Source organism: Cellulomonas sp. CW35, assembly GCF_052378485.1.
Classification (GTDB): Bacteria; Actinomycetota; Actinomycetes; order Actinomycetales; family Cellulomonadaceae; genus Cellulomonas; species Cellulomonas uda.
On the sequence record NZ_CP199000.1, the window covers coordinates 564841 to 589201 of the forward strand.

Genomic DNA, 24361 nt, shown 5'->3' on the forward strand with positions numbered 1-24361 from the left:
TCGCGGCGAACCCCCGCCACCGCGCAACCAGGAGCAGACCTGTGGGACGAGTTGTCGTCGACGTCATGCCGAAGCCGGAGATCCTCGACCCGCAGGGCAAGGCCGTCGCCGCCGCGCTGAGCCGGCTCGGGTTCGGTCAGTTCGCGGGCGTGCGCCAGGGCAAGCGGTTCGAGCTCGAGGTCGACGGCGACGTCACCGACGAGGTGCTCGCCGCGGCACGTGAGGCCGGCGAGCAGGTCCTGTCGAACCCCGTGATCGAGGACGTCGTCGCGGTCTACGCCGACGAGCAGGTCCCGGCGTGACCCGCATCGGCGTCGTCACCTTCCCGGGGACGCTCGACGACCGCGACGCCGCGCGGGCGGTGCGCCTCGCGGGTGCCGAGCCCGTCGCGCTGTGGCACGCGGACGCGGACCTGCACGGCGTGGACGCCGTGGTGCTGCCCGGCGGGTTCTCGTACGGTGACTACCTGCGCGCCGGTGCGATCAGCCGGTTCGCACCGGTCATGACCGAGATCGTCGACGCGGCGCACGGCGGGCTGCCGGTGCTCGGCATCTGCAACGGCTTCCAGGTCCTCACCGAGGCGCACCTGCTGCCCGGGTCGATGATCAAGAACGACCACCTGCACTTCGTGTGCCGCGAGCAGGTGCTGTCGGTCGACAACGTCGACACCGCCTGGACCCGCGACTACACGCTCGGCGAGCGGATCACGATCCCGCTGAAGAACCAGGACGGCCAGTACGTCGCCGACGAGCGCACGCTCGACGAGCTCGAGGGCGAGGGTCGGGTGGTGTTCCGCTACCAGGACCACAACCCGAACGGGTCGCGGCGCGGCATCGCGGGCATCAGCAACGCGCGCGGCAACGTCGTCGGGCTCATGCCGCACCCCGAGCACGCCGTCGAGGCGGGCTTCGGGCCGGACGGCGCGAAGGGGCCGCGCAGCGGCACGGACGGCCTGCGGTTCTTCACCTCGGTGCTGCACGCGCTCGTCGGCTGACGCATGACGGTCGCGCTCGACCTCGTCCACTGGGACGACCCGGCCGCCGCCACGCTGCGCACCGCCCAGCAGGCCGAGCTGCGCGACCGGTACGGCGACGACGACACCGGCCACACGATGACCGGTGACGGGATCGTCGCGATGGTCGTCCTGCGGGACGGCGACGAGCCGGTCGCGTGCGTCGCGCTGCGCGACGCGTCCGGAGACCTCGGCGCGGGCGTGGGCGAGGTCAAGCGCCTGTACACCGCGCCGCGGGCACGCGGGCGTGGCCACGCGCGGCGGGTCATGCTCGAGCTCGAGCGGCTCGCACCCGCGCACGGCTGCACGCGGCTGGTCCTCGAGACCGGCGTCCTGCAGCCCGAGGCGATCGGCCTGTACCTCTCGCTGGGGTACCGCTCGATCCCGAACTACGCCGAGTACGCCGACGAGCCGCTCTCGCGCTGCTTCGCCAAGGACGTCCCCGCGGGCCCCCGCACCTCGTCGCGGCGCTCCACCGGTGCCGCGGACGTCGCGCTCGAGACCGTGCCCTGGGACCACGACGAGGCGCGGGGGTTGCGGCGCGCGATGTGGGCGTTCAACGTCGAGCGCTACCCGGAGCTGGTCCCCGACGCGCCCGACCTCGGCTTCGCGTCCGACGACGCCCGCCAGGGCGTCGGCGTGCTCACCACCTGGCTGGCGCGGGTCGCGGGGGTGCCGGTGGGCTGCCTGTCCCTGCGGGCGCCGCGCCCCGGTCAGCCGGACGGGAGCGCCGAGCTCAAGAAGATGTTCGTGAGCGACGCGGCGCGCGGGGCCGGCGTGGCGCGGACGCTGCTCGCCGCCGCGCACGACGACGCGCTCGCCCGCGGGTTCACGAGCACCGTGCTCGCGACCGGCATCCGTCAGCCCGAGGCCGTGACCCTGTACCTGTCCGCGGGCTACCGGCCCGTGCCCCCGTACACCGACCACGCCGACGACTTCCTGACCCTCTGGTTCGGGCGCGCGCTCCGCTGAGCTCGACGCGGCGGTGGTGACGTCCCGGGGTGACGGCTGCCGGATCGTGGACGCGGGGTGGTCACAACCGCGCCGCCGTGGTTACCCTGTCCGCCATGTTCTCGGTCCGGGTGTGTTGTCGCTGAGCTGACGCTCGCGCGCGCCCGCGGCCCCCTGGCCCTCGTCGCGCACCCCGTCCGACCCGAGGACCTCCTCCCGTGGCTCAGCCCCTCGCGCACGTGCGCACCCCTGACCTGACGTCCCCCGCGCGGCCCGCCGCCGTCGCGCTCGCCGCCGCCACCCCGCGGCACGTCACCGAGTTCGTCATCGACGACTCGACGCTCGTACCCACGACGCTCGCCCTCGCGGCCGCCCGCGCCGACGTGATCCGCGTCCGCCACGGTGCGGGTCTGCCGACGCACGCGGCGGTGCGCGCGCTCGTCGCGATGCTCGACGGTGAGATGGCCGCGCTGGGCCGCCCGCGCAGCGACGTCACCGTCGTGCTCGAGGTCGAGACGGTCGTCGCCGACGACGCGCACGACGCGGCTCGTCGTCGCGGCCACCTCGCCTACGCGGCGGCGTTCAGCCACCTCGCGTGGCACGTGGACGCGACGATGCTCGTCGCGCCGCTCGACACGCTCGCCGCCGAGGCGGCGCACGTCGCGCGCCGCGCGGGCGTCGACCGGGTCGAGCTCGCGCTCGTCGGCGGCTCGCGCCGCCACGCCGCCGCCCTGGCCCGCACGCTCACCTGACCACCCCGCGGTTGCTCCGGTTCCGGGACGTCGGAGCCGGAGCAACCCCGGCGTCGGCCGGGTGGGGTGGTGGGGTCCCCAGCGGAGAGGTGGTGGCGGAGGGTCAGCGCAGCGTGCTGAGAGCCTGGTCGAGGTCGTCGCGCAGGTCTTCGACGTCCTCCAGACCCACCGAGAAGCGGACCGTGGCCTCACCGATGCCGACCCTGGCGCGCCCCTCGGGGCCGAGCTTGCGGTGCGTCGTCGTGGCCGGGTGCGTGACGATCGACTTCGCGTCACCCAGGTTGTTCGAGATGTCGACCACGCGCAGGGCGTCGAGCACACCGAACGTCGTCTTCTTCGCGAGCTCCGGCGTCGCGCCCTCGGGCGTGCGCAGCGTGAACGTCACGACCGTCCCGCCGCCGGTCTGCTGCCGCCGCGCGAGGTCGTGCTGCGGGTGCGACTCGAGGAACGGGTAGCGGACGGACTCGACCGCCGGGTGCTCCTCGAGCCAGCGCGCGAGCGTCAGCGCGGACGCGGCCTGGTGCCGCACGCGGATCGACAGCGTCTCGAGGCCCTTGAGCAGGACCCACGCGTTGAACGGCGAGAGCGAGGGCCCGGTGTTGCGGATGAGCGTCTGCACCGGCCCGCCCACGAAGTCCGCCGAGCCGAGGATCGCGCCGCCCAGGACACGGCCCTGCCCGTCGATGTGCTTGGTCGCGGAGTACACGACCACGTCGGCGCCCAGGTCGAGGGGGCGGGAGAACACGGGGGTCGCGAACACGTTGTCGACGACGACGACCGCGCCGGCCGCGTGCGCGAGGCGCGAGACCGCCTCGATGTCGACGAGGTCCTGCATCGGGTTCGACGGCGTCTCGAAGAACACGACGTCGGCCGGGGTGGCGAGCGCCGCCTCCCACTGCGTGAGCTCGTGCCCGTCGACGTACTCGGTGCGCACGCCCCACTTCGCGAGGATCTCGTCGAAGATGACGACGCTCGACCCGAACAGCGCACGGGCCGCGACGATCCGCGAGCCCGAGCCGACGAGCGCGGCGAGCGCCGTGAACACCGCGCTCATGCCGGACGCGGTGGCGTAGCAGGCCTGCGCGCCGTCGAGCAGGCGCAGGCGCTCCTCGAAGGTGGACACGGTCGGGTTGTTGTAGCGGGAGTACAGGAACCGGTCGACCTCGCCCGCGAAGGCGGCCTCGGCCTGGCCCGCAGAGTCGTAGGTGAAGCCCTGCGTGAGGAACAGCCCCTCGCCGAACTCGCCGAACTGCGAGCGGACGTGCCCGCCGCGCACCGCGAGCGTGTCCGGGCGCAGCGTCGAGCGGTCGACCCGCCGGGCGTCCCAGTCGCCGGGGCCGGGGGCGTACGGGCTCACGCCTGCCGCCAGGGCAGGCCCTCGGCGCGCCAGCCCCAGTGACCGCGGTGCCCGTCGGGCCCGACGTCGCCCTCGAACCCGCGCAGCACGTTGTAGGCCGGGCCGTAGCCCGCGGCGGTCGCGGCCTGCGCGGCGGCGACCGAGCGGACGCCCGACCGGCACAGGAACACGACGGGGCGGCCGTCGCCGGGCTCGAGCCCGGTCGCCGCGAGCTCGTCGAGGAACGTGGGGTTGGGGCCGACCGGGGTCAGCCACTGCACGAACGCGGCGCGCCCGCCCGTGTCGGCGGCGTCGGGGACGCCGATCTGCTGCCACTCGGCCTCGGTGCGCACGTCGACGAGCAGCGCACGCTCGTCGGACGCCACGAGGTCCCAGGCCTGCTGCGGGGTGAGGTCGCCTGCGTAGGGTCCGGCCATGTCGCTCCTCCATCGGTCCTGGCGGTAGCACCCTCGGCCAGGCGCGGGGCCTGCGGGTTGCTGCGGCGTCGTCGAGCCAGATCTCTCGGCCGCTCTGGATGGTGCGAGGACTGTAACGCCGATTCGTCGGCCACATCCACCTCGTGGACACGCGTTCCGCGTGGCGAGACGGACGGGTGTCCGCGTTGACAGCCGCTCGCTCGGCTCGCCACCCTTTCGGTCAGGTCATGAGCGCCAGCGCGAAGCCCCGGCTCGCTGGCCGGCAACCCTCCTCCGCGGTGGGGTGCCCCGGGTGACGACCAGGCCGAGCACCGACCGGTGCCGGCAAGCGCGGGATGCCCGGACCCGGGGTCCCCGGATCCACGGAGGTACCCCCGTGACCGTACTGGCCGAGACGACGTCCTGTCCGACGACGGCCCCGACGTCCGGCACGACGACCGGCACGACGACGGGCGCGACCACCGTGTCCGCCGTCCAGCCGCTCCTGCCCGTGGTCGGGGGCAGCACCACGGTGCCGCTCGTCGACGGCACGCAGCGCGTCTACGCGAACCTCGACTACGCCGCCAGCGCACCGGCGCTCCAGGCCGTCGCCGACCGGGTCGCGGAGGTGCTGCCGCTGTACGCGTCGGTGCACCGCGGCGCGGGGTACCTCTCGCAGGTGTCGACCGCGCTGTACGAGTCCGCGCGGCAGGCGGTCGCGCGGTTCGTCGACGCGCGCGAGGACGACGTCGCGATCATCACCCGCAACACCACCGACTCGCTCAACCTGCTCGCCGGGGTCGTCCCGACCGGTGAGCGGGTGCTGGTGCTCGACCTGGAGCACCACGCGAACCTGCTCCCGTGGCTGCGCTCGAGCGACCCGCACGGCCGTCGCACGACGATCCTGCCGATCGCCGAGACCGTCGCCGCGACCCTCGAGTCGCTGCGCGCGGAGCTCACCGCGCGCGCGTACGCCCTGGTCACGGTGTCGGGCGCGTCCAACGTCACGGGTGAGGCGCTGCCGGTCGAGCGGGTCGTCGAGATCGCGCACGCCGCGGGTGCGCGGGTCGCGGTCGACGGTGCGCAGCTCGTGCCGCACCGCGGCTTCTCGCTCGCGCGCACGGGCGCCGACTACGTCGCGTTCTCGGGCCACAAGACGTACGCGCCGTTCGGCGCGGGCGCGCTCGTCGGCCGTCGCGACTGGCTCGACACGGGCATGCCGTACCTCGCAGGGGGAGGTGCGGTGCGCGACGTGCGGGCCGACCGGACCGTGTGGCAGCCGGCCCCGGCGCGCCACGAGGCCGGGTCGCCGAACGTCATCGGTGCGATCGCGTTGGCGGAGGCGTGCGACGCGCTCGCGGCGCTGCCGGCCGGGGCGCTCGTCGAGCACGAGCGGGCGTTGCGGGGCCGGCTCGTCGCGGGGCTCGAGCGGGTCCCGGGTGTGCGCGTCGCGAGCATCTGGCCCGACTCGGCGGAGCCCGTGGGGGTCGTGACGTTCACGGTGGAGGACCACGACCCCGGCCTGGTCGCCGCGTACCTCGCGGCCGAGCACGGCATCGGTGTGCGTGACGGCCGGTTCTGCGCGCACCCGCTGCTGTCCCGCCTGGGTGCGAGCGGCGGTGCGATCCGCGCGTCGGTGGGGGTCGGGACGCCGAGCGAGGCCGTCGACCGTCTGGTCGCGGCGCTGCACGCGTACGTGACGGACGGGCCGCGCTCGCGGTACGCGGTCGAGGACGGCTGCTGGGCGGTCGTCGACGACACGCGTCCGCTGCTCGCGGTGCACGGCCTGGACCACCTGGCCGCGACCGCCGCGGCGGCGTGCGGTCCTGCGCTCGACTGAGCCGAGCGGCGCCGCAGAGGTCAGGGAGTCAGGACGCGCGCGGCGCGCGCGAGCATGCTCCGCACGACGTGCGGGTGCAGCGCACGCACGGGCAGCAGGTAGAGGCGGCCGCGCCGGTTGTGCAGGCGCACGTTCGTCGTGACCGCGACGAGGCCCGCGCGGGAGTCGACGGCGACGGCCGCGGCGACGCCCGGGACCGCGTCGAGGCCCTGTTCACGGCCGTCGCGAGCCGGCGCCGCGACTGCGCGCGCCTGTACGTCGAGGCCGCCGCCGAGGGCGTCTCAGACGTCGTCGCACGGGTGTCCCAGCGGCGCGTCGACTACCTCGCCGACCTGCTCGTCGAGCTCGGGCAGGACCCCGACGAGGCCCGCCGCCGCTCGTCCGTCGCGCTCGCGGCCGTCGTCGGGCTCGGCCAGCTCGCGGCCGTGGGCGTGCGCCCCGACGACCCCGCCGCACTCACCGCGACCGCGCTGGCCATGACGCTCGCCTGACGCGCCCGCGCGCGGTCCGTCACCGGACGCGCAGACCCATGTGCTCGGCCAGCGCCGGCGCGAGCTCGACGAGCTGCTCGGACGTGATCGTCGCACCCGCGAGCCCCGCGACGCCGTCCAGGTGCTGCAGGTCGCGCACGCCACGCAGGTCCGCGTCGGTCAGGGTCGCGCCGGTGACGTCGAGTCGCCGCACGCGGCAGTCCTCGAGCACGAGCCGCCGTGCGCGCACCCGCGCCAGGTCGAGCTCGTCCACCACGACCCCCGTCAGCCGCACCTCCTCCAGCGTCGCGTCGCGCAGGTTGAGGTAGTCGAGCTTGCCGCCGGACACGTGCACGCGCGTCCACCGCGACCCGTACGCCTGCACCGCCCCGAGCCGGCAGTCCGTCCACCCACCGTCCTGCCACGCGGTGCTCGACAGGTCGAGCGCACTCGCCCGCACGCCCGTCCACGTGGTGTCGACGAACCGCGCGTGCGCCAGCTCCGCGTCGTCGAGCACGCAGCCGACGAACGTGCAGTCGAGGAAGCGCGCCTCGCGACCGTCCTGCCCGGACAACCGCTCGTCGGTGAACGTCAGCCCGTCGTAGTCGCCTCCGGCGTCCAGCAGCATGGGCCCACCTTGCCACCCGCGGCCGTCCCCGGCCGTCCACGGGGCGCAAAGGGCTCGAACCGCACGTGCGCCGGATGGCACGATGCGGCCCGTGCAGCACGACCTGACGCTCGACGCCCCCGGGGTCAACCTCGTCCCGCTCGGTCCGGAGCACGCGGCGGCGCTCGTCGTGTTCGTCGACGACCGGGTCTGGCGCGGCATGACGACGCCCGTTCCCCGCACGCCCGACGACATGCTCGAGGACGTCGAGCGCGCGCTCGCGACGCCCGGGCGGTACGCGTTCGCGGTGCTCGACGCCGAGTCCGGCGCGGTGCTCGGGTCGACCTCGTTCTACGACGTCGACCTGCGCATGGGCCGGCTCGAGGTCGGGCACACGTTCTACGACCCCGCGGTGTGGGGCACGCACGTCAACCCCGCGTGCAAGCTCGCCCTGCTGACGCACGCGTTCGAGACGTGGGGCGTGCACCGCGTGGCGCTGCGCGTGGACGCGCGCAACGCGCGCTCGCTCGCGGCCATCGCGCGGCTCGGCGCGGTCGAGGAGGGGCGGCTGCGCGGTCACCGGCTCGCGCCCGACGGCTCACGCGGGGACTCCGTGTACTTCTCGGTCCTGGCCGACGAGTGGCCCGCCGCGCGTGCGCGGCTGCGCACACGGCTGGGACTGCCGGGCTCCGACGAGCACCTAGCGTCCGACGAGCACGCGTCCGACGAGCACGCAGCGTCCGACGAGCGTGCGGGAGCCGCCCGGGACGACGAGCGCGCGCGGCCCGGCGACGGCGGCCCCGGCGAGCGGTCGCACGTCGTGCTGATCGGCGGCCGGTCCGGGGTCGGCAAGACCAGCGTGGCCCACGCGCTGCACGCGCTGCTCCGCGACGCCGACGTCCCGCACGCCGTGATCGAGGGCGACTACCTGGACCTCGCGCACCCCGCACCGCACGCCGACCGCCTGGCCGAGCGCAACCTGCGCGCGGTGTGGTCCGCCTACCGCGACCTCGGCCACCGCCGCCTGGTCTACACGAACACCGTGAGCCCGCAGTACGCCGACGACCTGGCCGCCGCGATGGGCGACTCCCCGCGCGTCACCGCCGTGCTGCTCACGGCCGACGACGAGACCGCACGCGAGCGGCTCGCGCAGCGCGAGCACGGCGCCGAGCTCGCCGCGCACGTGGCGCGCAGCGACGCGGCGGCCCGCGCGCTCGAGCGTGGCTGCCCCCCGTCGGTGCACCGTGTCGGCACCGCGGGCCGCACTCCCGACGAGGTGGCCCGCGGCATCGCCGCCCTCGCAGGCTGGCTCCCCACCTGACCCCCCCACCTGGCCACCCCCACCTGACCCACCCGACCCCTCAGACCCCCGAGCGCCGCGCCGCACAGCCCGTCCGCACCCCGTCGTGCGCGCCGAGCTCCGCGACCCCGCGCTTCCTCCGGCTCCGGTAGCGAATACCCGGAGCAACGACGGTCTCGCGGCTGGATGGCCTGTCGACCCGTGGCCGGATGGCCGGTCGACCCCGGCTGGATGGTCGATCGAGCCCGCGGCTGGATGGTCGACGAGGCCGGGGTTGCTCCGGGTTTCGTCGCGCATACCCGGAGCAACGGCGGGGTCGCGGTTGGATGGCCGGTCGAGCCCTCGGCTGGATGGTCGACGGACCCCGCGGCTGGGTGGGTGACGAGCCCGGGGTTGCTCCGGCTCTCGTCGCGCATACCCGGAGCAACGGCGGGGTCGCGGTTGGATGGCCGGTCGACCCGCGCGGGGGAGGGCCGTTCGGGCCTGCGGTTGGGTGGGTGACGAGGCCGGGGTTGCTCCGGGTCACGTCGCGCATAGCCGGAGCAACGGCGGGGTCGCGGTTGGATGGCCGGTCGACCCGCGCGGGGGAGGGCCGTTCGGGCCTGCGGTTGGGTGGGTGACGAGGCCGGGGTTGCTCCGGGGTCTCGTCACGGATAGCCGGAGCAACGGCGGGGTCGCGGCTGGATGGTCGGTCGACCCGCGCGGCGGATCGTCGACCGACTCCGCGGCTGGATGGTCGACGAGCCCGGGGTTGCTCCGGTTCTTGTCGCGGATAGCCGGAGTAACGGCGGGGTCGCGGGTGGAGGGGGGGTCGACCACGCGGCGGATGGTCGGTCCGGCCTGCGGTTGGGTGGGGTCAGGGGAGGGGGGCGACCGAGGCGAGGGCGTGGGGCTTGCCCGAGCGCGGGTGCCACGCCGCGAGGTCGAACCCGCCGCCCGGGCGGTGGCGCACCGAGGTCGCGACGGTCGCGGGCAGCAGCACCGGCTTGACGAAGTCCACCGACCAGACGAACGCGTCGCCCCGTCCCCGGCCCGCGTCGGCGAGCAGACGCGCGGCGGTGTACATCCCGTGCGCGATGGTCCGCGGGAAGCCGAACGCCTTGGCCGTGAGCGGGCTGAGGTGGATCGGGTTGCGGTCGCCCGAGACGGCGGCGTACCGGCGGCCCGTGTCGGCCGCGAGCCGCCACTGACCGGTGGGGAGCGGGGGTTCGAACGGTGCGCGCTCGTCGTCGGACGCGCGCTCGTCGGACGGCAGGTGCACGCCCTTGGCGAGGTACGTCGAGACGCCGCGCCAGACGACCTCGTCGTCGACGGCAGCCTCGACCGCCAGGTCGACCTGCGTGCCCGTGCGGTGGGGCCGCAGCCGGTCCGCGGACGCGGAGACGTCCAGCGTCTCGTCGTAGCCGATGGCGCGACGCTGCTCGACGAGGTTCGCGAGGTGCACCATCCCGAGCATCGGCAGCGGGAAGTCGGTGCGCGCCATGAGCGCGATGGCGAGGGGGAACCCGAGCACGTGCACGAGGCCGGGCGGCAGGGTGTCGCTCGCCTCCTCGCCGACGAGCCGCTGGTAGGCCGCCAGGTGATCGAGCGAGGCGCGCACGCCCCGGACCCGGTAGGCGGTGGCGGGCAGCTCGAGGGGCGCCGAGCCGGTGCGCCGGGCGAGCGCGAGGCGGCCGGTGGACGCCGCGCCGCGCGCGTACAGCCCACCCAGCCCGGGGACGGCGGGCAGGTCGACGAGCGTCACGCGCCCACCACGTTCTGCCCGCACACCCGCAGCGTGCGCCCGACCACCCCGCCGGCCTGCGGCGACGCGAGGAACGACACCGCCTCGGCGACGTCGACCGGGAGGCCACCCTGCTGCAGCGAGTTCAGCTGCCGCGCGACCTGCCGTGTCACGGCGGGCATCCGCGCGGTCATCTCGGTCTCGATGAAGCCGGGCGCGACGGCGTTCGCGGTGCCGCCGAACGGCTCGAGCAGCGGCGCGGTCGCGCGGACCATGCCGATCACGCCGCCCTTGGTGGCCGCGTAGTTGGCCTGGCCGCGGTTGCCCGCGAGGCCGGTGGTCGACGAGATCGAGACGATGCGCGGCGCGTCGGTGAAGTCGCCGGACGTGAGCAGCGCCTCGTTGATCGCGAGCTGCGCGGCGATGTTCACGGCGATCACCGAGTCCCACTGCGCCTCGGTCATGTTGGCGAACAGCTTGTCGCGCGTGATGCCGGCGTTGTGCACGACGACGTCGAGGTGCCCGTGCCGTGCGAGCGCGTGCTCGAGGATCGTGGCGCCCGCGTCGGGGGCGGTGATGTCGAGCTGGAGCGCGGTGCCGCGGACCTCGTTGGCGACCGCGGCGAGCTGCTCGCCCGCGGCGGGCACGTCGACCGCGACGACGGTCGCGCCGTCCCGGGCGAGCGTGCGCGCGATCGCCGCGCCGATGCCGCGTGCGGCGCCCGTGACGACCGCGACGCGGCCGGCGAGCGGGGCGTCCCAGTCGGCGGGCAGGGCGCCCGCGGTGGAGTCGACCGCGAGGAGCTGGCCGTGCACGAAGGCGGAGCGGGTGGACAGCAGGAACCGCAGCGCGCCGACCGCGGACGCGGCGGTGACCGGGACGCCGTCGCCGAGCACGATGCCGTTGGCGGTCGCGCCGCCGCGCGACTCCTTGGCGATGGTCCGCACGACGGCGTCGACGCCCTGGCGGGCCGCGGCGACCGCGGGCGCGTCGGACGCGCTCGCGGCGCGCGAGATGGTCACGACCCGGCCGCCGCGCGCGAGCTTCTTGAGGGTCGAGGCGGCCGCGAGCAGCGGCTCGTGCAGCGCGTCGGGGTGCTCGACGCCGGTGAGGACGAGGACGACGGCGGCGTACCGCTCGTCGGGCACGGGGTGGCGGTACACGTCGAGGCCCCAGCCGTCGAGCACCTCGGTGCCCGCGGAGTCGGGCGTCGCGGACGGCTGCGCGGGCGAACCCGACAGGAGTGCCGCGACGGCGTCCGCGTCGGCGTCGGGCCCGGTGCCCGAGCCGAGCACGAGGACCTTGCCGTCGACGAGCGGCTGACCGGCCGACCAGCGGCGCAGCGGGACCGCGGGGGAGAACCCCAGCAGGCCCGACAGCTTGGCCGACAGGGTCGTCGTGATCGGGTTCGCCATGTCAGGCCGCCTCGAGGATCGCGGTGAGGCCGAGCCCGCCGGCCGCACAGATGGACACGAGCGCACGCGGCGTGCCGCCGTCGCGCTGCTTGCGCAGGTGGAGCTCCTTGGCGATGGTCGCGACGATGCGGCCGCCGGTCGCGGCGAACGGGTGGCCGGCCGCGAGGGACGACCCGTGCACGTTGAGCCGCGCGCGGTCGACGGTCCCGAACGCGCCGTCGAGGCCCAGGCGGGTGCGGCCGAACTCGTCGGACTCCCACGCGGCGAGCGTGGCGAGCACGGTCGAGGCGAACGCCTCGTGGATCTCGACGTACTCCAGGTCCGCGAGCGTGAGCCCGTTGCGCGCCAGGAGCCGCGGCACCGCGAACACGGGTGCCATGAGCAGGCCGTCCTCGCCGTGCACGAAGTCGACCGCCCCGGCCTCCGCGTCGACGACCGCGGCGAGCGGAGTGAGCCCGCGGGTGGCGGCCCACTCCTCGGAGCCGAGCAGCACGGTCGACGCGCCGTCGGTGAGCGGCGTGGAGTTGCCGGCGGTCATGGTCGCGGGCGCGTCGAGACGCGTGCCGAACGTGGGCTTGAGCCCCGCGAGCTTCTCGAGCGAGGTGTCCTTGCGCAGGTTCCCGTCGACCGTCTGCCCGCGGTACGGGGTGACGAGGTCGTCGAAGAACCCGGCGTCCCACGCGGCGGCGAGCCGCTGGTGCGAGGCGAGCGCGAGCTCGTCCTGCGCCTCGCGTGTGATGCCCCACTGCGCGGTCGTCAGCGCCTGGTGCTCGCCCATGGACAGGTGCGTGCGCGGCTCGCCGGTGGACGGGGCGACGGGAGCGAGGTCCTTGGGGCGGATGCGGCCGAGCGCGGCGAGCTTCTGGCCGGCGGTCCGGGCGCGCGAGAGGTCCAGCAGCGCGCGGCGCAGGCGGTCGGTCACGACGATCGGCGCGTCCGAGGTGGAGTCCACGCCGCCCGCGATCGCGGACTCGAGCTGGCCGAGCCGGATCTTGTTCGACAGCCCGACGAGCGTCTCGAGCCCGGTCGCGCACGCCTGCTGGACGTCGTACGCGGGCGTCGTCGCCGCGAGCGACGAGCCCAGCACGGCCTCCCGCGTGAGGTTGAAGTCGCGGCTGTGCTTGAGCACGGCGCCCGCGGCGACCTCGCCGATGCGTTCGCCCTGGAGCCCGTAGCGGGCGACGAGCCCCTCGAGCGCGGCGGTGAGCATGTCCTGGTTCGAGGCGTGGGCGTAGGCGCCGCCGGAGCGGGCGAACGGGATCCGGTTGCCGCCGAGGACCAGGGCGCGGCGGGGCGCGCTCGGGGTGGCTGTGTTCTTGAGTGCCATCTGCGTGGCGCTCCTCTCGCGTCGTCGCGATCAGCGTCGGACCCGCAGGTCCAGGGACGTTCGTCCCGAAGTGGTGTCCGCAACCCACAGTACCTGATACCGTCGGTTTCGTGAGTCCGATCACACCGGGCCCGTCGACGACGACGGCCCCCAGCGCACCGGCCGGCACCCCAGGGGGCAGTGCGGCAGGGTCCTCCACGTCCGCCACACCCCCCGTCCCCTCCGTGCGCGACGTGCGGCGCGACGACCCGTTCGTCGTCGACGGCCGCTCCGCCCGCTGGGCCGACCACCGCGAGGCGCGCCGCGCCGAGCTCGTCCGCATCGCGCGCCGCACGGTCCATCACAAGGGGCCGGACGTCTCCATGGAGGAGATCGCGAACGCCGCGGGCACGTCGAAGTCGATCGTCTACCGGTACTTCTCCGACAAGACCGGGCTGCAGATCGCGGTCGCCGAGGCCGTCGTCCTGCAGATCCAGGGCGCGCTCGAGGGCGTGCTGCGCGTCGCACCGACGCCGCGTGACGGGTTGCGCGCGATGGTCGCGGTGTACCTCGAGATGATCGAGTCCTCGCCGCACGTGTACGCGTTCGTCACGCGCGACGGCTCGGTCGAGTCCGGGGGCCCGCTCGGGCACTTCCTCGACTCCGTGACGCACCTCGTCGCGCTGCCGTTCGCGCGCGAGCTGTCCGACCACCACGACCAGCGCGGCGAGGACGCCACGCCGGACCCCGCGCCGGGCACCGCGCCGGACGCCGCCACCGCGGCCCGCGACTCGCTCGCCGAGGTCTGGGCCGCCGGCGCCGTCGGCTTCGTGCGCGGCGCCGGCGAGTGGTGGATGGCCCACCGCGGCGAGCCGGGCGTGCCCGACCGCGAGACCCTCACCGCCCAGGTCGCCGCGTGGCTGTGGGCCGGCCCCGTCGGCCTGCTCGCCCGCGAGCGCTTCCCGCACACCTCCACCCGCCCATGGGAGATCCGATGACCCGGGAGACCCGATGACCGCCACGACGACCGCACCCTCCGGTCCCACCACCCCGTCCCCGCAGCGCGGCACCAGCCTCGCGTCCACCGCCGAGCCGCGCGTCGACGTCGCCGCGCTGACGGAGCAGCTCCTCGGGCGGTACGCGACGCTGCGCCGCGAGGCCCGTGCCCTCACCGGCAGGCCCGAGTTCCAGAAGATCGAGGGCCTGCCGATGGCGGAGCACCGCGAGCGCGTGCTGCACCAGCTGCGCGAGCTCGCGGCGCACCACGACGTGCTGCGCGCCTTCCCCGCTCGGCTCGGTGGCGCCGACGACCACGGCGGCAGCCTCGCCCGGTTCGAGGAGCTCGTCGCCGGCGACCCGTCGCTGCAGATCAAGGCCGGTGTGCAGTGGGGGCTCTTCGCGTCCGCGATCCTGCACCTGGGCACCGAGCACCACCACGACACGTTCCTCCCGGCCGCGATGTCGGTCGACATGCCGGGCGCGTTCGCGATGACCGAGACGGGCCACGGGTCCGACGTCGCGTCGATCGGCACCACGGCCGAGTACGACCGCGAGACGCAGGAGTTCGTCATCCACACCCCGTTCCGCGCGGCGTGGAAGGACTACCTGGGCAACGCCGCTCTGCACGGCCGCGCCGCGGTCGTGTTCGCGCAGCTCGTCACCGCGCCCGAGGGCAAGCCGCGCGTCAACCACGGCGTGCACGCGTTCTACGTGCCGATCCGCGACGAGGACGGCGCGTTCCTGCCGGGCGTCGGCGGCGAGGACGACGGGTTCAAGGGCGGCCTGAACGGCATCGACAACGGCCGCCTGCACTTCGACCACGTCCGCGTGCCGCGCACCCACCTGCTCAACCGGTACGGCGACGTCGCCGAGGACGGCACGTACACCTCACCGATCTCCAGCCCCGGCCGCCGGTTCTTCACGATGCTCGGCACCCTCGTGCAGGGCCGCGTGTCGCTCGACGGCGCCGCGGTGAACGCGTCGAAGATCGCGCTCGCCATCGCGGTGCGGTACGCGAACGAGCGTCGCCAGTTCGCCGGTGCGGGCGAGGACGAGGTCGTCCTGCTCGACTACCAGCGCCACCAGCGCCGCCTGCTGCCGCTGCTCGCCGAGACGTACGCCTCGACGTTCGCGCACGAGGAGCTGCTCGCCGCGTTCGACGAGGTGTTCTCGGGCCGCAACGACACGCCGGAGACCCGGGAGGACCTCGAGACCCTCGCGGCGGCCCTCAAGTCGACGTCCACGTGGCTCGCGATGCGCACCGTGCAGGAGTGTCGCGAGGCGTGCGGCGGCGCCGGCTACCTCGCGGAGAACCGGCTCGTCGGCCTGCACCAGGACCTGGACGTGTACGTGACGTTCGAGGGCGACAACACCGTCCTGTCGCAGCTCGTCGGCAAGCGGCTCCTCGGCGACTTCGCGAAGGCGCTCAAGGCGGGCGGCGCGGGTGACGTCGCGCGGCTCGTCGCCGACAAGGCCGTGCACCGCACGCTGCTCGTGCGCGCCGCGCAGACCATCGCCGACGTGGGCGACGCGCGTCGCTCCGCCGGTCAGCTGCGCGACGAGGAGACGCAGCGCGAGCTGCTCACCGAGCGCGTCGAGGTCATGGTGGCCGAGCTCGCCACCGCGCTGCGCCCCGCGACGAAGCTGCCGCCCGCCGAGGCCGCCGCGCTCGTCAACTCCCACCAGCACGAGCTCATCGAGGCCGCGCGCGCCCACGCCGAGCGCGTGCAGTGGGAGGCGTTCACGCGCGGCGTGCACGCCGCCACCGACCCGGGCACCCGGCAGGTGCTCACGTGGCTGCGCGACCTGTTCGGCCTCACGCTCGTCGAGCGCCACCTCGCGTGGTACCTCGTCAACGGTCGCCTGTCCGCCGGCCGGGCCCGCACCGTCTCGTCCTACATCGACCGGCTGCTCGTGCGCCTGCGGCCCTACGCGCAGGACCTCGTCGACGGGTTCGGCTTCGCGCCCGAGCAGCTGCGCGCCCCCATCGCCTCGGGTGCCGAGAAGGAGCGGCAGGACGAGGCGCGCGCGTACTTCCGGACCGAGCGCGCCGCGGGGCGGCTCGCCGTGCCCGAGAAGCACGTGCGCTGACCCCTGCGACCTCGGCCGCCCTCGTCCCACCTCACCCGGGGGTAGGCGGGGGCGGCCGCGGTCTGCTGGTCACGTCGGGCGACGACGCGAGCGTGCTCGCCGACAGGTCGTCCGTCGTCCTGTGCGTCGTGATCCTGCTGCTCGTCGCGCTCGGCATCCACCTGGGGCGCGACGTGCGCCTCAACTCGTGGGACGTGCGGCACCCGTCCTCGCTCGTGCGCAAGGTCGTCGCGCACGTGCGGCGGCCCGGCGGGCTCGCGGGGATGGTGTGGTTCACGCTGCTCACGGCGCTGTTCCTGGGGCTGATCCACCTCGTCGTGGTCGGGCCCGTCATCGCCGGGCTGGTGCGCGTCGAGGACCTGCGCGGCGGCTGACCCGGCGCCCGGCGCCGGTCAGGTGGGGTTGCAGCGCGTCGCCACCAGCTCGAGCGCCGAGACCCGCGGACGCCACGGCTCGATGTTCCACACGTCCTTGTGCCGCGCCCCGCGCTGGTGGCACGCGAGCTGGTCCAGCATCGTCGGCGCCCCCGCCTCGGGCGCGGCCGCGACGACCTGCGCGGGCACCAGCGCGTCGGCCGCGAGCCCGCCGCCGCGCGCCCAGTCCGCGGGCGTCACCGCGAGTGACCGCCCGCCCTCCCGTTCGCCCCACGCCACGTCGAGCACCGCGCGCGCCGTGAACCACACGCTGGTCGGCTCGTCCCCCGCGCGCAGCACCGCGACGTCGCTGCGAGCGCCGCCCGCCTCGGTGCGGGCGAGCGTGCGCAGCCGCCCGTCCGGCTGCGCGCGGACGCCCGCGACGGGCACCTCGCCGCGCAGGACGAGCGCGGTCCCGTCCGGGAGCACGTCCAGCCGCCAGGGTGCGGGTGCGACGACGACGGCGCCCGTGCCCGCCGCGAGCGGGACCCGCACCGAGCCGTCGTCGAGCAGGCGGGCCGGGGCGTCGGCGAGCACGCGCAGCGCGACCGGGCCGGTCGACGGACCGGACGAGCGGACGGTCACACCGTCGCGGAGCGCGCGGGCGAGGAGCGCGGCGTCCGCCGCCGACGTACCGGCTGTGCTCAGGGGGTCCGCCGTGCTCGTGGGGCCGACCGTGCTCGTGTCACCGGGTGTGCGCGTGGGAGCGGGCGTCGCGGTCGGTCCGACCGTCGGCGAGGGTGCGCTCGTCGTCGGCGCGACGTCGTCCGACGCCCATGGCCCACAGGCGCCGACCAGGGCGAGGACCAGCGCCGCGAGCGTGACGGCGCTCGTGCGTCGGGTCGCTGCGGTGGGCACGCGTCGAACCTAGCGCGCGCGTGCCGGAGCCCGGCGGGCCGAGTGTGCGGCTCGTGCCCGCCGGGCCCGCGCCCGGCCGCTCAGGGGGAGGGGGTGCGGCCGGACGTCGGCGCCGACGGGCCGGGGCCCGCACCCGGAGGCGCGGTCACCGGCCCGTCGGTCGCGTCAGCGACGGTGCGCGGGGCGGTACCCCTTGCGGGCGCGGACGGCGAGGAGTCCCGCACCGGCGGCGAGTGCGCCGAGCCCGGCGGCGAGGCCGGGGACGAGCGAGTCGGAACCCGTGCTCGCGAGCGGCGGGGTGTCGTCGGGGTTCTCGTCGGCCAGCACCGCGGACGGGTAGCTCGGCGTCGGGCTCGGCCCGGCGACGACGACCTCCTCGTCGTCACCCGGCGCGACGGGGCTCGACAGCGAGGGGACCGGGGTCGGGGTGACGTCGTCCGACGGCGGGGTCGACTCGCCGGGCGTGGGGGCCGGCGTCGTCTCGTCAGCGGTGGGCGTCGGCGTCGGCGCCTCGACCGACGGCTCCGGGCTGGGCAGCGGCTCCTCGACGGGCGGGAGCGGCGGGACGGTCGGGCCCGGCGTCGGCTCCTCGACCGGCGGCGTCGGCGTCACGGTCGGCTTCGGCGTCGGGGTCGGGCGCGGCGGGTAGGTCGGGTACGACGTCGGCTGGGGCGAGGGGGACGGCTGCGGCGGGGAGCTCGGCTGCGGGGTGGGGCGGCACGTCGTCGAGCAGACCGGCTTCTGGCCGCCCTCACCGAAGTGCTCCTCGTACTTGCTCACCTGGACCCAGGTGATGCAGGAGTTCGCGGGGATGCCGACCGTGTCCCAGCGCACCGCGCTCTTGCCGATCAGGCCGCCGGTCGAGCGCGTGCCCTCGATGTGCAGGTTGGCCGAGCCGGTGCGTCCGTGGTGCGTGTACTGCACGTTCACGTGGTCGTGGTTCGCGAACGTGTCGCCCGGTGCCAGCGTCAGGCCCTCGGCGGTCACGGCGTAGGGCACGGGGCCGTCCGACGTGCCCGCCCACGCGCCCGATGACGACGCGACGAGGAGCAGACCGGTGACGATCGGGAGGGCTGTGGCGGCAGCGGCACGGGGGAGCATCGGACCTCGGCTCGGGAGAGTGCGTCGAAAACGGTCGAATCGGACATCCGACCAAGCCGAGACAGTAGGGCGATCAGGCATAACGCACAATTCCCCCATCGGCGTGTCGCGCGCGGCGCGCCGGGGCGTGCGCACGTGTCACCCGTTGAGCGCACGCCGGGCTCGCCCGTCCGGGCGAGCGTCACCTGGACGCGCGTCCGACGAGCCTGCGCCGCGCGGGGCCGGGAGGGCTCCGCGCCGGGGAGTGGACGCGCGTCGGACGGCCCCGTGGGCGTCGGTATCCTGTCGCCGTCCGCCGACGACGGCCGTGTCCCCGCGGGCCGGCCGGCACGGCCCGGAACTCGCCCAAGGGAACCGATGACCTCCGCACCCGCGCGCAGCGACCAGCACTACGACACCGTCGAGGACGCCGCGGCGACTCCCGACCTCGCCCAGCCCTACGCCGAGCTCGGTCTCAAGCCCGACGAGTACCAGCGCATCCGCGGCATCCTCGGCCGCCGGCCCACCGCCGCCGAGCTCGCGATGTACTCCGTCATGTGGTCCGAGCACTGCTCGTACAAGTCCTCCAAGACGCACCTGCGCCAGTTCGGCGACAAGACCACACCGGCGATGAAGGAGCACCTGCTCGTCGGCATCGGTGAGAACGCGGGCGTCGTCGACATCGGCGACGGCTGGGCCGTGACGTTCAAGGTCGAGTCCCACAACCACCCGTCGTACGTCGAGCCGTACCAGGGCGCGGCCACGGGCGTCGGTGGCATCGTGCGCGACATCATCTCCATGGGTGCCCGCCCCGTCGCCGTGATGGACCAGCTGCGGTTCGGTGCGGTCGACCACCCGGACACGGCCCGCGTCGTGCACGGCGTGGTCGCGGGCGTCGGTGGCTACGGCAACTCGCTCGGTCTGCCGAACATCGGCGGCGAGCTCGTGTTCGACGCCTCGTACCAGGGCAACCCGCTCGTCAACGCCCTGTGCCTGGGCGTGCTGCGGCACGAGGACATCCACCTCGCGAACGCGTCGGGTGCGGGCAACAAGGTCGTGCTGTTCGGCGCGCGCACGGGCGGCGACGGCATCGGCGGGGCGTCGATCCTCGCGTCGGAGACGTTCGACGACACCAAGCCGTCCAAGCGGCCGTCGGTGCAGGTCGGCGACCCGTTCATGGAGAAGGTGCTCATCGAGTGCTGCCTCGAGCTGTACGCCGCACGCGTCGTCGAGGGCATCCAGGACCTGGGCGCGGCGGGCATCTCGTGCGCGACGAGCGAGCTCGCCTCGAACGGTGACGGCGGCATGCACGTCGACCTCGAGAACGTCCTGCTGCGCGACCCCACCCTGACGGCCGGCGAGATCCTGATGTCGGAGTCGCAGGAGCGCATGATGGCGGTCGTCACCCCCGCCAAGCTCGAGGAGTTCCTCGCGATCACGCGCAAGTGGGACGTCGAGACCGCGATCATCGGCGAGGTCACCGGCTCGGGCCGGCTCACGATCGACCACCACGGGCACCGCATCGTCGACGTCGACCCCAAGACGGTCGCGCACGACGGCCCGGTCTACGACCGCCCGTACGCGCGTCCCGCGTGGCAGGACGGGCTGAACGCCGACACGTCCGCGTCGCTCGCGCGTCCGACGAGCCCCGACGAGCTGCGCGCGACCGCGCTGCGCCTGCTCGGCTCGCCGAACCTCGCGTCCAAGGAGTGGGTCACCAAGCAGTACGACCGCTTCGTGCAGGGCAACACCGCCCTCGCGCAGCCCGACGACTCGGGCGTGGTCCGGGTCGACGAGGAGAGCGGCCTGGGTGTCGCGCTCGCGACCGACGCGAACGGCCGCTACGGCAAGCTCGACCCGTACACGGGTGCGCAGCTCGCGCTCGCGGAGGCGTACCGCAACGTCGCGACGACGGGCGCGCGCCCGCTCGCGGTGACCGACTGCCTCAACTTCGGCAGCCCCGAGCACCCCGACTCGATGTGGCAGCTCGTCGAGGCGATCCGCGGCCTGGCCGACGCGTGCCAGACGCTCGAGGTCCCCGTCACGGGCGGCAACGTCTCGCTCTACAACGGCACGGGCGAGCCCGGGAAGATCGACTCGGCCATCCACCCGACGCCCGTCGTCGGTGTGCTGGGCGTGCTCGACGACGTCGCGTCCGCGGTGCCGTCCGGCTGGACCGCGCCGGGCGTGTCGGTCTACCTGCTCGGCACCACGCGTGCCGAGCTCGACGGGTCCGCGTGGGCGGACGTCGAGCACGGTCACCTGGGCGGCGTGCCGCCGCGGGTCGACCTGGCCGCCGAGCGTGCGCTGGCCGCGGTGCTGCAGAACGCCGCGCGCGACGGCCTCGTCGACGCGGCGCACGACCTGTCCGAGGGCGGCATGGTCCAGGCGCTCCTCGAGTCGTCGCTGCGGTTCGGCGTGGGTGTGCGCGTGTCCCTCGACGCGCTGTGCGAGCGGGACGGCCTCACGCCGTTCGAGGCGCTGTTCTCCGAGTCCACGGCACGTGCGCTCGTCGCGGTGCCGCGCTCGGAGGAGGTGCGCTTCGCGGACCTGTGCGTCGCGCGCGGCGTCCCGGCGCTCAAGCTCGGTCAGACCGCGGACGTCGCGTCCGACGACGAGGAGGCCGGTCCGGCCGTCGAGGTCGAGGGCCTGTTCGCGATCCCGCTGGCCGAGGCCCGCGACGTGTTCGAGGCCACCCTCCCGCGCCACTTCGGCTGACCCCGCACCACCCCGGAGCCCCCGCACCCACCCGGCGCGGGGGCTTCGTCGTCCCCGACACCCAGCCCCCGCACCCGACACCCGATACCTGACCGCCCCACCCCGCCGACCTCGCGCTTCCTCCGGCTCGGCCCCTCCAGAGCCGGAGCAACGACGGGGTCAGCGGCGGGGGCCTCGGTCGAGACCGCGCTTGCTCCGGCTCAGCTCCTTCGGACCCGGAGGAACCGCGGGGTCGGCGGGCGGGGGCGTGGGCGAGGTGGGGCAGCGGGGGCTCACACGGGGAACGAGATGGTCCAGATCGTGGGATCGGGATGAGTGGTCGTTGACACCGGCTCCCCGGCCGGCAGCGCGGTCCAGCCGCCGGCCGCGAACCGGTCGATGCCGCTCGTCGCGAACCTGGCCGAGACGTCGTCCTGGTGGTCGGCGAGGAAGCTGAGGGCGAGGGTCGTCGCACGCGAGACCGCGGGCCACGAGGACGACGAGGACGCGAGCGAGAACGCGAGCAGCGGCGGCTCGGTGGAGACCGAGATGACGGACGTCGCGGTGAACCCGACGGGTCGGCCGTCCGCGTCGCGCAGCGTCACGACGACGACGCCCGCGGGGTGGCCGCGGAACACGGCCTTGTACTCGTCGGGTGACAGGCGCGACTCGTGCGGCGCGTCGGTGTGCGGGCGGGCGACCGGCTCGGCGGTCATCGGGCTGCCTCCGCGAGGTCGAGGTCCGCGGCCGGCTGACCGACGGCGCGGCGCAGCGCGTCGCCGCCGCGCGCGAGCCAGGCGTCCACGGCGCGGTCGAGGCCGGTCGGGTCGGCGAGGTCGGCCTCGGTGACCGTGAGGGCGCGGGTCGGGACGACCGCGCCGAGCTCGACGAGCACGGGCCGCAGGTGGACCTCGCCGACGAGCGCGTGCGCCGGGTTGCCGGACACGACGAGGGGCACGACGACGACGCCCGCGAGCCCGTCGGGGCCGTACAGGTCGAGGAACGCCTTCAGCAGGCCCGTGTAGGAGGCCTTGTAGACCGGGGTCGCGATCACCGCGACATCGGAGTCCGCCAGCGCGCCGAGCGCGGCGTCGACCTGGGGTCGCTGCCCGGCGAAGAGCTCGCCGGCGACGGTCACCAGGTCGACCGTGGTGGTGACCGTCCCGCCGACGTGGGCGGCGACGGCAAGCGCCGCGGCCCGGGCGGCCGCCAGGGTGCGCGATCCCTCGCGCGGGTTGCCCGCGACCACCACGACGGTGGGCTCGGGGTGGGTGTCAGGTGCGTGCGTGCTCATGGTCCCTCGCAATCGTTCCGTCACGTTTGCCGGCCCGTGGGCCGGCCAGGTCGTCCCCCGGAGCACCCCGCGCGTGACCGGGGTTGCCGACCAGCGAGCCGGGGCTTGGCGCTGGTTCTCGTGACCTCGGGAGGGGTATAGCAGCGGGTGCGAAAAGGGATACCAGATTGGTCGGAAATCTCGTCTGGTGGACGTCGCGGGGCCCCGCGCCCCAGCGGCACGCCGACCGCGGGGCGACGAGCGCCGCGCCGCCCAGCGACCCGCGGATGTCCACGGGTCGGGAGTCCTGCGCCCGACTGCCGGACGGCGTCTAGCCTGGGGCGTCCTCACATCCAGGCCACGCGGAGCAGAGCGGAGCCGAAAGACATGCAGGTGCAGCTGGAGCGTGCCCTCGAGCAGGTGCTCGCGCGCAACGCCGGGGAGCACGAGTTTCACCAGGCCCTCCACGAGGTGTTCGACAGCCTCGGGCCGGTGCTCGACCGCCACCCCGAGTACGTCGACGCCGCCGTCCTCGAGCGGCTGTGCGAGCCCGAACGGCAGATCATCTTCCGTGTCCCCTGGGTCGACGACTCGGGGACCGTGCAGATCAACCGGGGCTTCCGCGTCGAGTTCAACTCCGCACTCGGCCCGTACAAGGGCGGCCTGCGGTTCCACCCCTCGGTGTACCTCGGGATCGTGAAGTTCCTGGGCTTCGAGCAGGTCTTCAAGAACGCGCTGACGGGCATGCCGATCGGCGGCGGCAAGGGCGGCTCGGACTTCGACCCGCGCGGCAAGTCCGACGGCGAGGTCATGCGCTTCTGCCAGTCGTTCATGACGGAGCTGTACCGCCACATCGGCGAGTACACGGACGTGCCGGCCGGTGACATCGGCGTCGGCGGCCGTGAGATCGGCTACCTGTTCGGGCAGTACAAGCGCATCACCAACCGCTACGAGTCGGGGGTGCTCACGGGCAAGGGCCTCACCTGGGGCGGCTCGCTCGTCCGCAAGGAGGCGACCGGCTACGGCACGGTGCTCTTCGCGGAGAGCATGCTCCGGACGATCGGCGAGTCCTTCGACGGGCAGCGCGTGGTCGTCTCCGGTGCGGGCAACGTCGCGCTGTACGCGATCGAGAAGGCCCAGCAGCTGGGCGCGCACGTGGTCGGGTGCTCGGACTCGTCGGGCTACGTGCTCGACGAGAAGGGCATCGACCTGGACCTGCTGCGGCAGGTGCGCGAGGTCGAGCGCGGGCGCGTCTCGGTGTACGCCGAGCGTCGCGGCGCCGTGTACGTCCCGGGCCGCCGCGTCTGGGAGGTCGGTGCGCAGGTCGCGCTGCCGTGCGCCACGCAGAACGAGCTCGACGAGGACGACGCGCGCGCGCTCGTCGGCTCCGGCGTCAAGGTCGTCGCCGAGGGCGCGAACATGCCCACGACGCCCAAGGCGATCACGCTGCTGACCGAGTCGGGCGTGCTGTACGCGCCCGGCAAGGCCGCGAACGCAGGCGGTGTCGCGACCTCCGCGCTCGAGATGCAGCAGAACGCGTCGCGGGACTCGTGGACGTTCGAGCACACCGAGGAGCGCCTCGCGGCGATCATGCGTGACATCCACGACCGGTGCCTGACGACGGCCGACGAGTACGGCGTGCCCGGCTCGTACGTCGCCGGTGCCAACATCTCGGGCTTCGTGCGCGTCGCGGACGCGATGCTCGCGCTCGGCCTGGTCTGACGGCCGTGCGGCCCCGGTCGCCTCACGCGAGGCGACCGGGGCCGCGGCCTGTCGCGAACGGGTGAACCCGGACGTCCGGGCTGCAGTGCGCGCCCCGTGC

General features: G+C 74.8%; 22 protein-coding genes and 3 riboswitches. Of the genes, 12 read left to right on the top strand and 10 right to left on the bottom strand.

Translation table 11 applies throughout. From position 1 onward, the window contains the following. Positions 1-41: 41 nt before the first annotated feature. The 4 genes from purS (at position 42) to ACT17Q_RS02695 (ending at position 2715) form a co-directional block, all read left to right on the top strand. The gene (gene purS, locus ACT17Q_RS02680) at positions 42-302 is read left to right on the top strand and encodes a phosphoribosylformylglycinamidine synthase subunit PurS (protein ID WP_094180957.1); all 261 of its coding nucleotides are present in this window, start codon (positions 42-44) and stop codon (positions 300-302) included. Next, positions 299-994: a phosphoribosylformylglycinamidine synthase subunit PurQ gene (gene purQ / locus ACT17Q_RS02685; protein ID WP_141318385.1), complete on the top strand. Its 696-nt coding sequence runs from the start codon at positions 299-301 to the stop codon at positions 992-994. The genes purS and purQ overlap by 4 nt, the downstream gene beginning before the upstream one ends. 3 nt (positions 995-997) lie before the next feature. Continuing rightward, a complete protein-coding gene (locus tag ACT17Q_RS02690; protein WP_444664563.1) occupies positions 998-1984 on the top strand; it encodes a GNAT family N-acetyltransferase in 987 nt (328 codons plus the stop codon). Positions 1985-2181: 197 nt separating this feature from the next. Beyond that, entirely contained in the window at positions 2182-2715 is a 534-nt protein-coding gene (locus tag ACT17Q_RS02695; RefSeq protein WP_444664565.1) for a hypothetical protein, read from the top strand. A 103-nt stretch (positions 2716-2818) separates the two neighbouring features. On the opposite strand, the gene ACT17Q_RS02700 is transcribed toward ACT17Q_RS02695, so the two are convergent. Both ACT17Q_RS02700 and ACT17Q_RS02705 read right to left on the bottom strand, forming a co-directional pair. Beyond that, complete coding sequence (locus ACT17Q_RS02700) at positions 2819-4072, bottom strand: O-succinylhomoserine sulfhydrylase (RefSeq protein WP_444664567.1); 1254 nt, start codon at positions 4070-4072, stop codon at positions 2819-2821. Next, the gene (locus tag ACT17Q_RS02705) at positions 4069-4488 is read right to left on the bottom strand and encodes a rhodanese-like domain-containing protein (protein ID WP_444664569.1); all 420 of its coding nucleotides are present in this window, start codon (positions 4486-4488) and stop codon (positions 4069-4071) included. The genes ACT17Q_RS02700 and ACT17Q_RS02705 overlap by 4 nt, the downstream gene beginning before the upstream one ends. Positions 4489-4494: 6 nt before the next feature. Continuing rightward, a riboswitch (SAM riboswitch) is annotated at positions 4495-4593 on the bottom strand. A 118-nt stretch (positions 4594-4711) separates the two neighbouring features. Next, a riboswitch (SAM riboswitch) is annotated at positions 4712-4825 on the top strand. A 39-nt stretch (positions 4826-4864) separates the two neighbouring features. Here ACT17Q_RS02705 and ACT17Q_RS02710 point away from each other — a divergent pair. Both ACT17Q_RS02710 and ACT17Q_RS02715 read left to right on the top strand, forming a co-directional pair. Continuing rightward, a complete protein-coding gene (locus ACT17Q_RS02710) occupies positions 4865-6307 on the top strand; it encodes an aminotransferase class V-fold PLP-dependent enzyme (protein WP_444664571.1) in 1443 nt (480 codons plus the stop codon). A 74-nt stretch (positions 6308-6381) separates the two neighbouring features. Beyond that, the gene (locus tag ACT17Q_RS02715; RefSeq protein ID WP_444664573.1) at positions 6382-6798 is read left to right on the top strand and encodes a hypothetical protein; all 417 of its coding nucleotides are present in this window, start codon (positions 6382-6384) and stop codon (positions 6796-6798) included. 19 nt (positions 6799-6817) lie between these two features. Here ACT17Q_RS02715 and ACT17Q_RS02720 read toward each other — a convergent pair whose 3' ends face one another. After that, positions 6818-7405, bottom strand: coding sequence for a pentapeptide repeat-containing protein (locus ACT17Q_RS02720; RefSeq protein WP_094180951.1), 588 nt, complete (start codon positions 7403-7405; stop codon positions 6818-6820). A gap of 91 nt (positions 7406-7496) precedes the next feature. Between ACT17Q_RS02720 and ACT17Q_RS02725 the strand changes: the two genes are divergently transcribed. Beyond that, a complete protein-coding gene (locus ACT17Q_RS02725) occupies positions 7497-8705 on the top strand; it encodes a GNAT family N-acetyltransferase (RefSeq protein ID WP_444664576.1) in 1209 nt (402 codons plus the stop codon). 835 nt (positions 8706-9540) lie between these two features. On the opposite strand, the gene ACT17Q_RS02730 is transcribed toward ACT17Q_RS02725, so the two are convergent. The 3 genes from ACT17Q_RS02730 to ACT17Q_RS02740 are packed head-to-tail and all read right to left on the bottom strand — an operon-like array spanning position 9541 to position 13149. Further along, positions 9541-10428: a MaoC/PaaZ C-terminal domain-containing protein gene (locus ACT17Q_RS02730; protein WP_444664578.1), complete on the bottom strand. Its 888-nt coding sequence runs from the start codon at positions 10426-10428 to the stop codon at positions 9541-9543. Beyond that, a complete protein-coding gene (locus tag ACT17Q_RS02735; RefSeq protein WP_268535269.1) occupies positions 10425-11822 on the bottom strand; it encodes a 3-oxoacyl-ACP reductase in 1398 nt (465 codons plus the stop codon). Before ACT17Q_RS02735 ends, ACT17Q_RS02730 begins: the two co-directional genes overlap by 4 nt. 1 nt (position 11823) lies before the next feature. Then, positions 11824-13149, bottom strand: coding sequence for an acetyl-CoA C-acetyltransferase (locus ACT17Q_RS02740; protein ID WP_444664580.1), 1326 nt, complete (start codon positions 13147-13149; stop codon positions 11824-11826). A 224-nt stretch (positions 13150-13373) separates the two neighbouring features. Between ACT17Q_RS02740 and ACT17Q_RS02745 the strand changes: the two genes are divergently transcribed. The 3 genes from ACT17Q_RS02745 (at position 13374) to ACT17Q_RS02755 (ending at position 16592) form a co-directional block, all read left to right on the top strand. Then, on the top strand, positions 13374-14126 hold the full coding sequence (locus ACT17Q_RS02745; protein WP_268535275.1) for a TetR/AcrR family transcriptional regulator: 753 nt from the start codon (positions 13374-13376) through the stop codon (positions 14124-14126). 13 nt (positions 14127-14139) lie between these two features. Further along, positions 14140-16218 carry an acyl-CoA dehydrogenase family protein gene (locus ACT17Q_RS02750; RefSeq protein WP_444664583.1) on the top strand — a complete coding sequence of 693 codons (2079 nt, stop codon included), beginning with the start codon at positions 14140-14142 and terminating at the stop codon, positions 16216-16218. Positions 16219-16310: 92 nt separating this feature from the next. Beyond that, positions 16311-16592, top strand: coding sequence for a DUF1361 domain-containing protein (locus tag ACT17Q_RS02755; RefSeq protein WP_444664585.1), 282 nt, complete (start codon positions 16311-16313; stop codon positions 16590-16592). An 18-nt stretch (positions 16593-16610) separates the two neighbouring features. Here ACT17Q_RS02755 and ACT17Q_RS02760 read toward each other — a convergent pair whose 3' ends face one another. Continuing rightward, positions 16611-17489 carry a DUF2599 domain-containing protein gene (locus ACT17Q_RS02760; RefSeq protein ID WP_444664587.1) on the bottom strand — a complete coding sequence of 293 codons (879 nt, stop codon included), beginning with the start codon at positions 17487-17489 and terminating at the stop codon, positions 16611-16613. A gap of 165 nt (positions 17490-17654) precedes the next feature. Next, entirely contained in the window at positions 17655-18590 is a 936-nt protein-coding gene (locus tag ACT17Q_RS02765; protein WP_094180944.1) for an LPXTG cell wall anchor domain-containing protein, read from the bottom strand. Positions 18591-18947: 357 nt separating this feature from the next. On the opposite strand from ACT17Q_RS02765, the gene purL reads away from it, so the two are divergent. Then, the gene (gene purL / locus ACT17Q_RS02770) at positions 18948-21287 is read left to right on the top strand and encodes a phosphoribosylformylglycinamidine synthase subunit PurL (RefSeq protein ID WP_444664589.1); all 2340 of its coding nucleotides are present in this window, start codon (positions 18948-18950) and stop codon (positions 21285-21287) included. Between the two features lie 272 nt (positions 21288-21559). Here purL and ACT17Q_RS02775 read toward each other — a convergent pair whose 3' ends face one another. Further along, a complete protein-coding gene (locus ACT17Q_RS02775) occupies positions 21560-21982 on the bottom strand; it encodes a flavin reductase family protein (protein ID WP_444664591.1) in 423 nt (140 codons plus the stop codon). Continuing rightward, positions 21979-22560 carry an NAD(P)H-dependent oxidoreductase gene (locus ACT17Q_RS02780; RefSeq protein ID WP_444664593.1) on the bottom strand — a complete coding sequence of 194 codons (582 nt, stop codon included), beginning with the start codon at positions 22558-22560 and terminating at the stop codon, positions 21979-21981. Before ACT17Q_RS02780 ends, ACT17Q_RS02775 begins: the two co-directional genes overlap by 4 nt. A gap of 17 nt (positions 22561-22577) precedes the next feature. Further along, positions 22578-22686: riboswitch (SAM riboswitch) on the bottom strand. Positions 22687-22926: 240 nt separating this feature from the next. Between ACT17Q_RS02780 and gdhA the strand changes: the two genes are divergently transcribed. Further along, complete coding sequence (gdhA, locus tag ACT17Q_RS02785; RefSeq protein WP_094180940.1) at positions 22927-24261, top strand: NADP-specific glutamate dehydrogenase; 1335 nt, start codon at positions 22927-22929, stop codon at positions 24259-24261. Positions 24262-24361 lie beyond the last annotated feature (100 nt).

Excerpts from the sequence above, each read along its gene's own strand:
- ACT17Q_RS02750 (WP_444664583.1), top strand. The coding sequence starts at position 14,140 with ATGACCGCCACGACGACCGCACCCTCCGGTCCCACCACCCCGTCCCCG.
- ACT17Q_RS02720 (WP_094180951.1), bottom strand. The coding sequence starts at position 7,405 with ATGCTGCTGGACGCCGGAGGCGACTACGACGGGCTGACGTTCACCGAC.
- ACT17Q_RS02705 (WP_444664569.1), bottom strand. The coding sequence starts at position 4,488 with ATGGCCGGACCCTACGCAGGCGACCTCACCCCGCAGCAGGCCTGGGAC.
- ACT17Q_RS02690 (WP_444664563.1), top strand. The coding sequence starts at position 998 with ATGACGGTCGCGCTCGACCTCGTCCACTGGGACGACCCGGCCGCCGCC.
- ACT17Q_RS02735 (WP_268535269.1), bottom strand. The coding sequence starts at position 11,822 with ATGGCGAACCCGATCACGACGACCCTGTCGGCCAAGCTGTCGGGCCTG.
- ACT17Q_RS02780 (WP_444664593.1), bottom strand. The coding sequence starts at position 22,560 with ATGAGCACGCACGCACCTGACACCCACCCCGAGCCCACCGTCGTGGTG.
- ACT17Q_RS02775 (WP_444664591.1), bottom strand. The coding sequence starts at position 21,982 with ATGACCGCCGAGCCGGTCGCCCGCCCGCACACCGACGCGCCGCACGAG.
- gdhA (WP_094180940.1), top strand. The coding sequence starts at position 22,927 with ATGCAGGTGCAGCTGGAGCGTGCCCTCGAGCAGGTGCTCGCGCGCAAC.
- ACT17Q_RS02765 (WP_094180944.1), bottom strand. The coding sequence starts at position 18,590 with ATGCTCCCCCGTGCCGCTGCCGCCACAGCCCTCCCGATCGTCACCGGT.
- purL (WP_444664589.1), top strand. The coding sequence starts at position 18,948 with ATGACCTCCGCACCCGCGCGCAGCGACCAGCACTACGACACCGTCGAG.
- ACT17Q_RS02740 (WP_444664580.1), bottom strand. The coding sequence starts at position 13,149 with ATGGCACTCAAGAACACAGCCACCCCGAGCGCGCCCCGCCGCGCCCTG.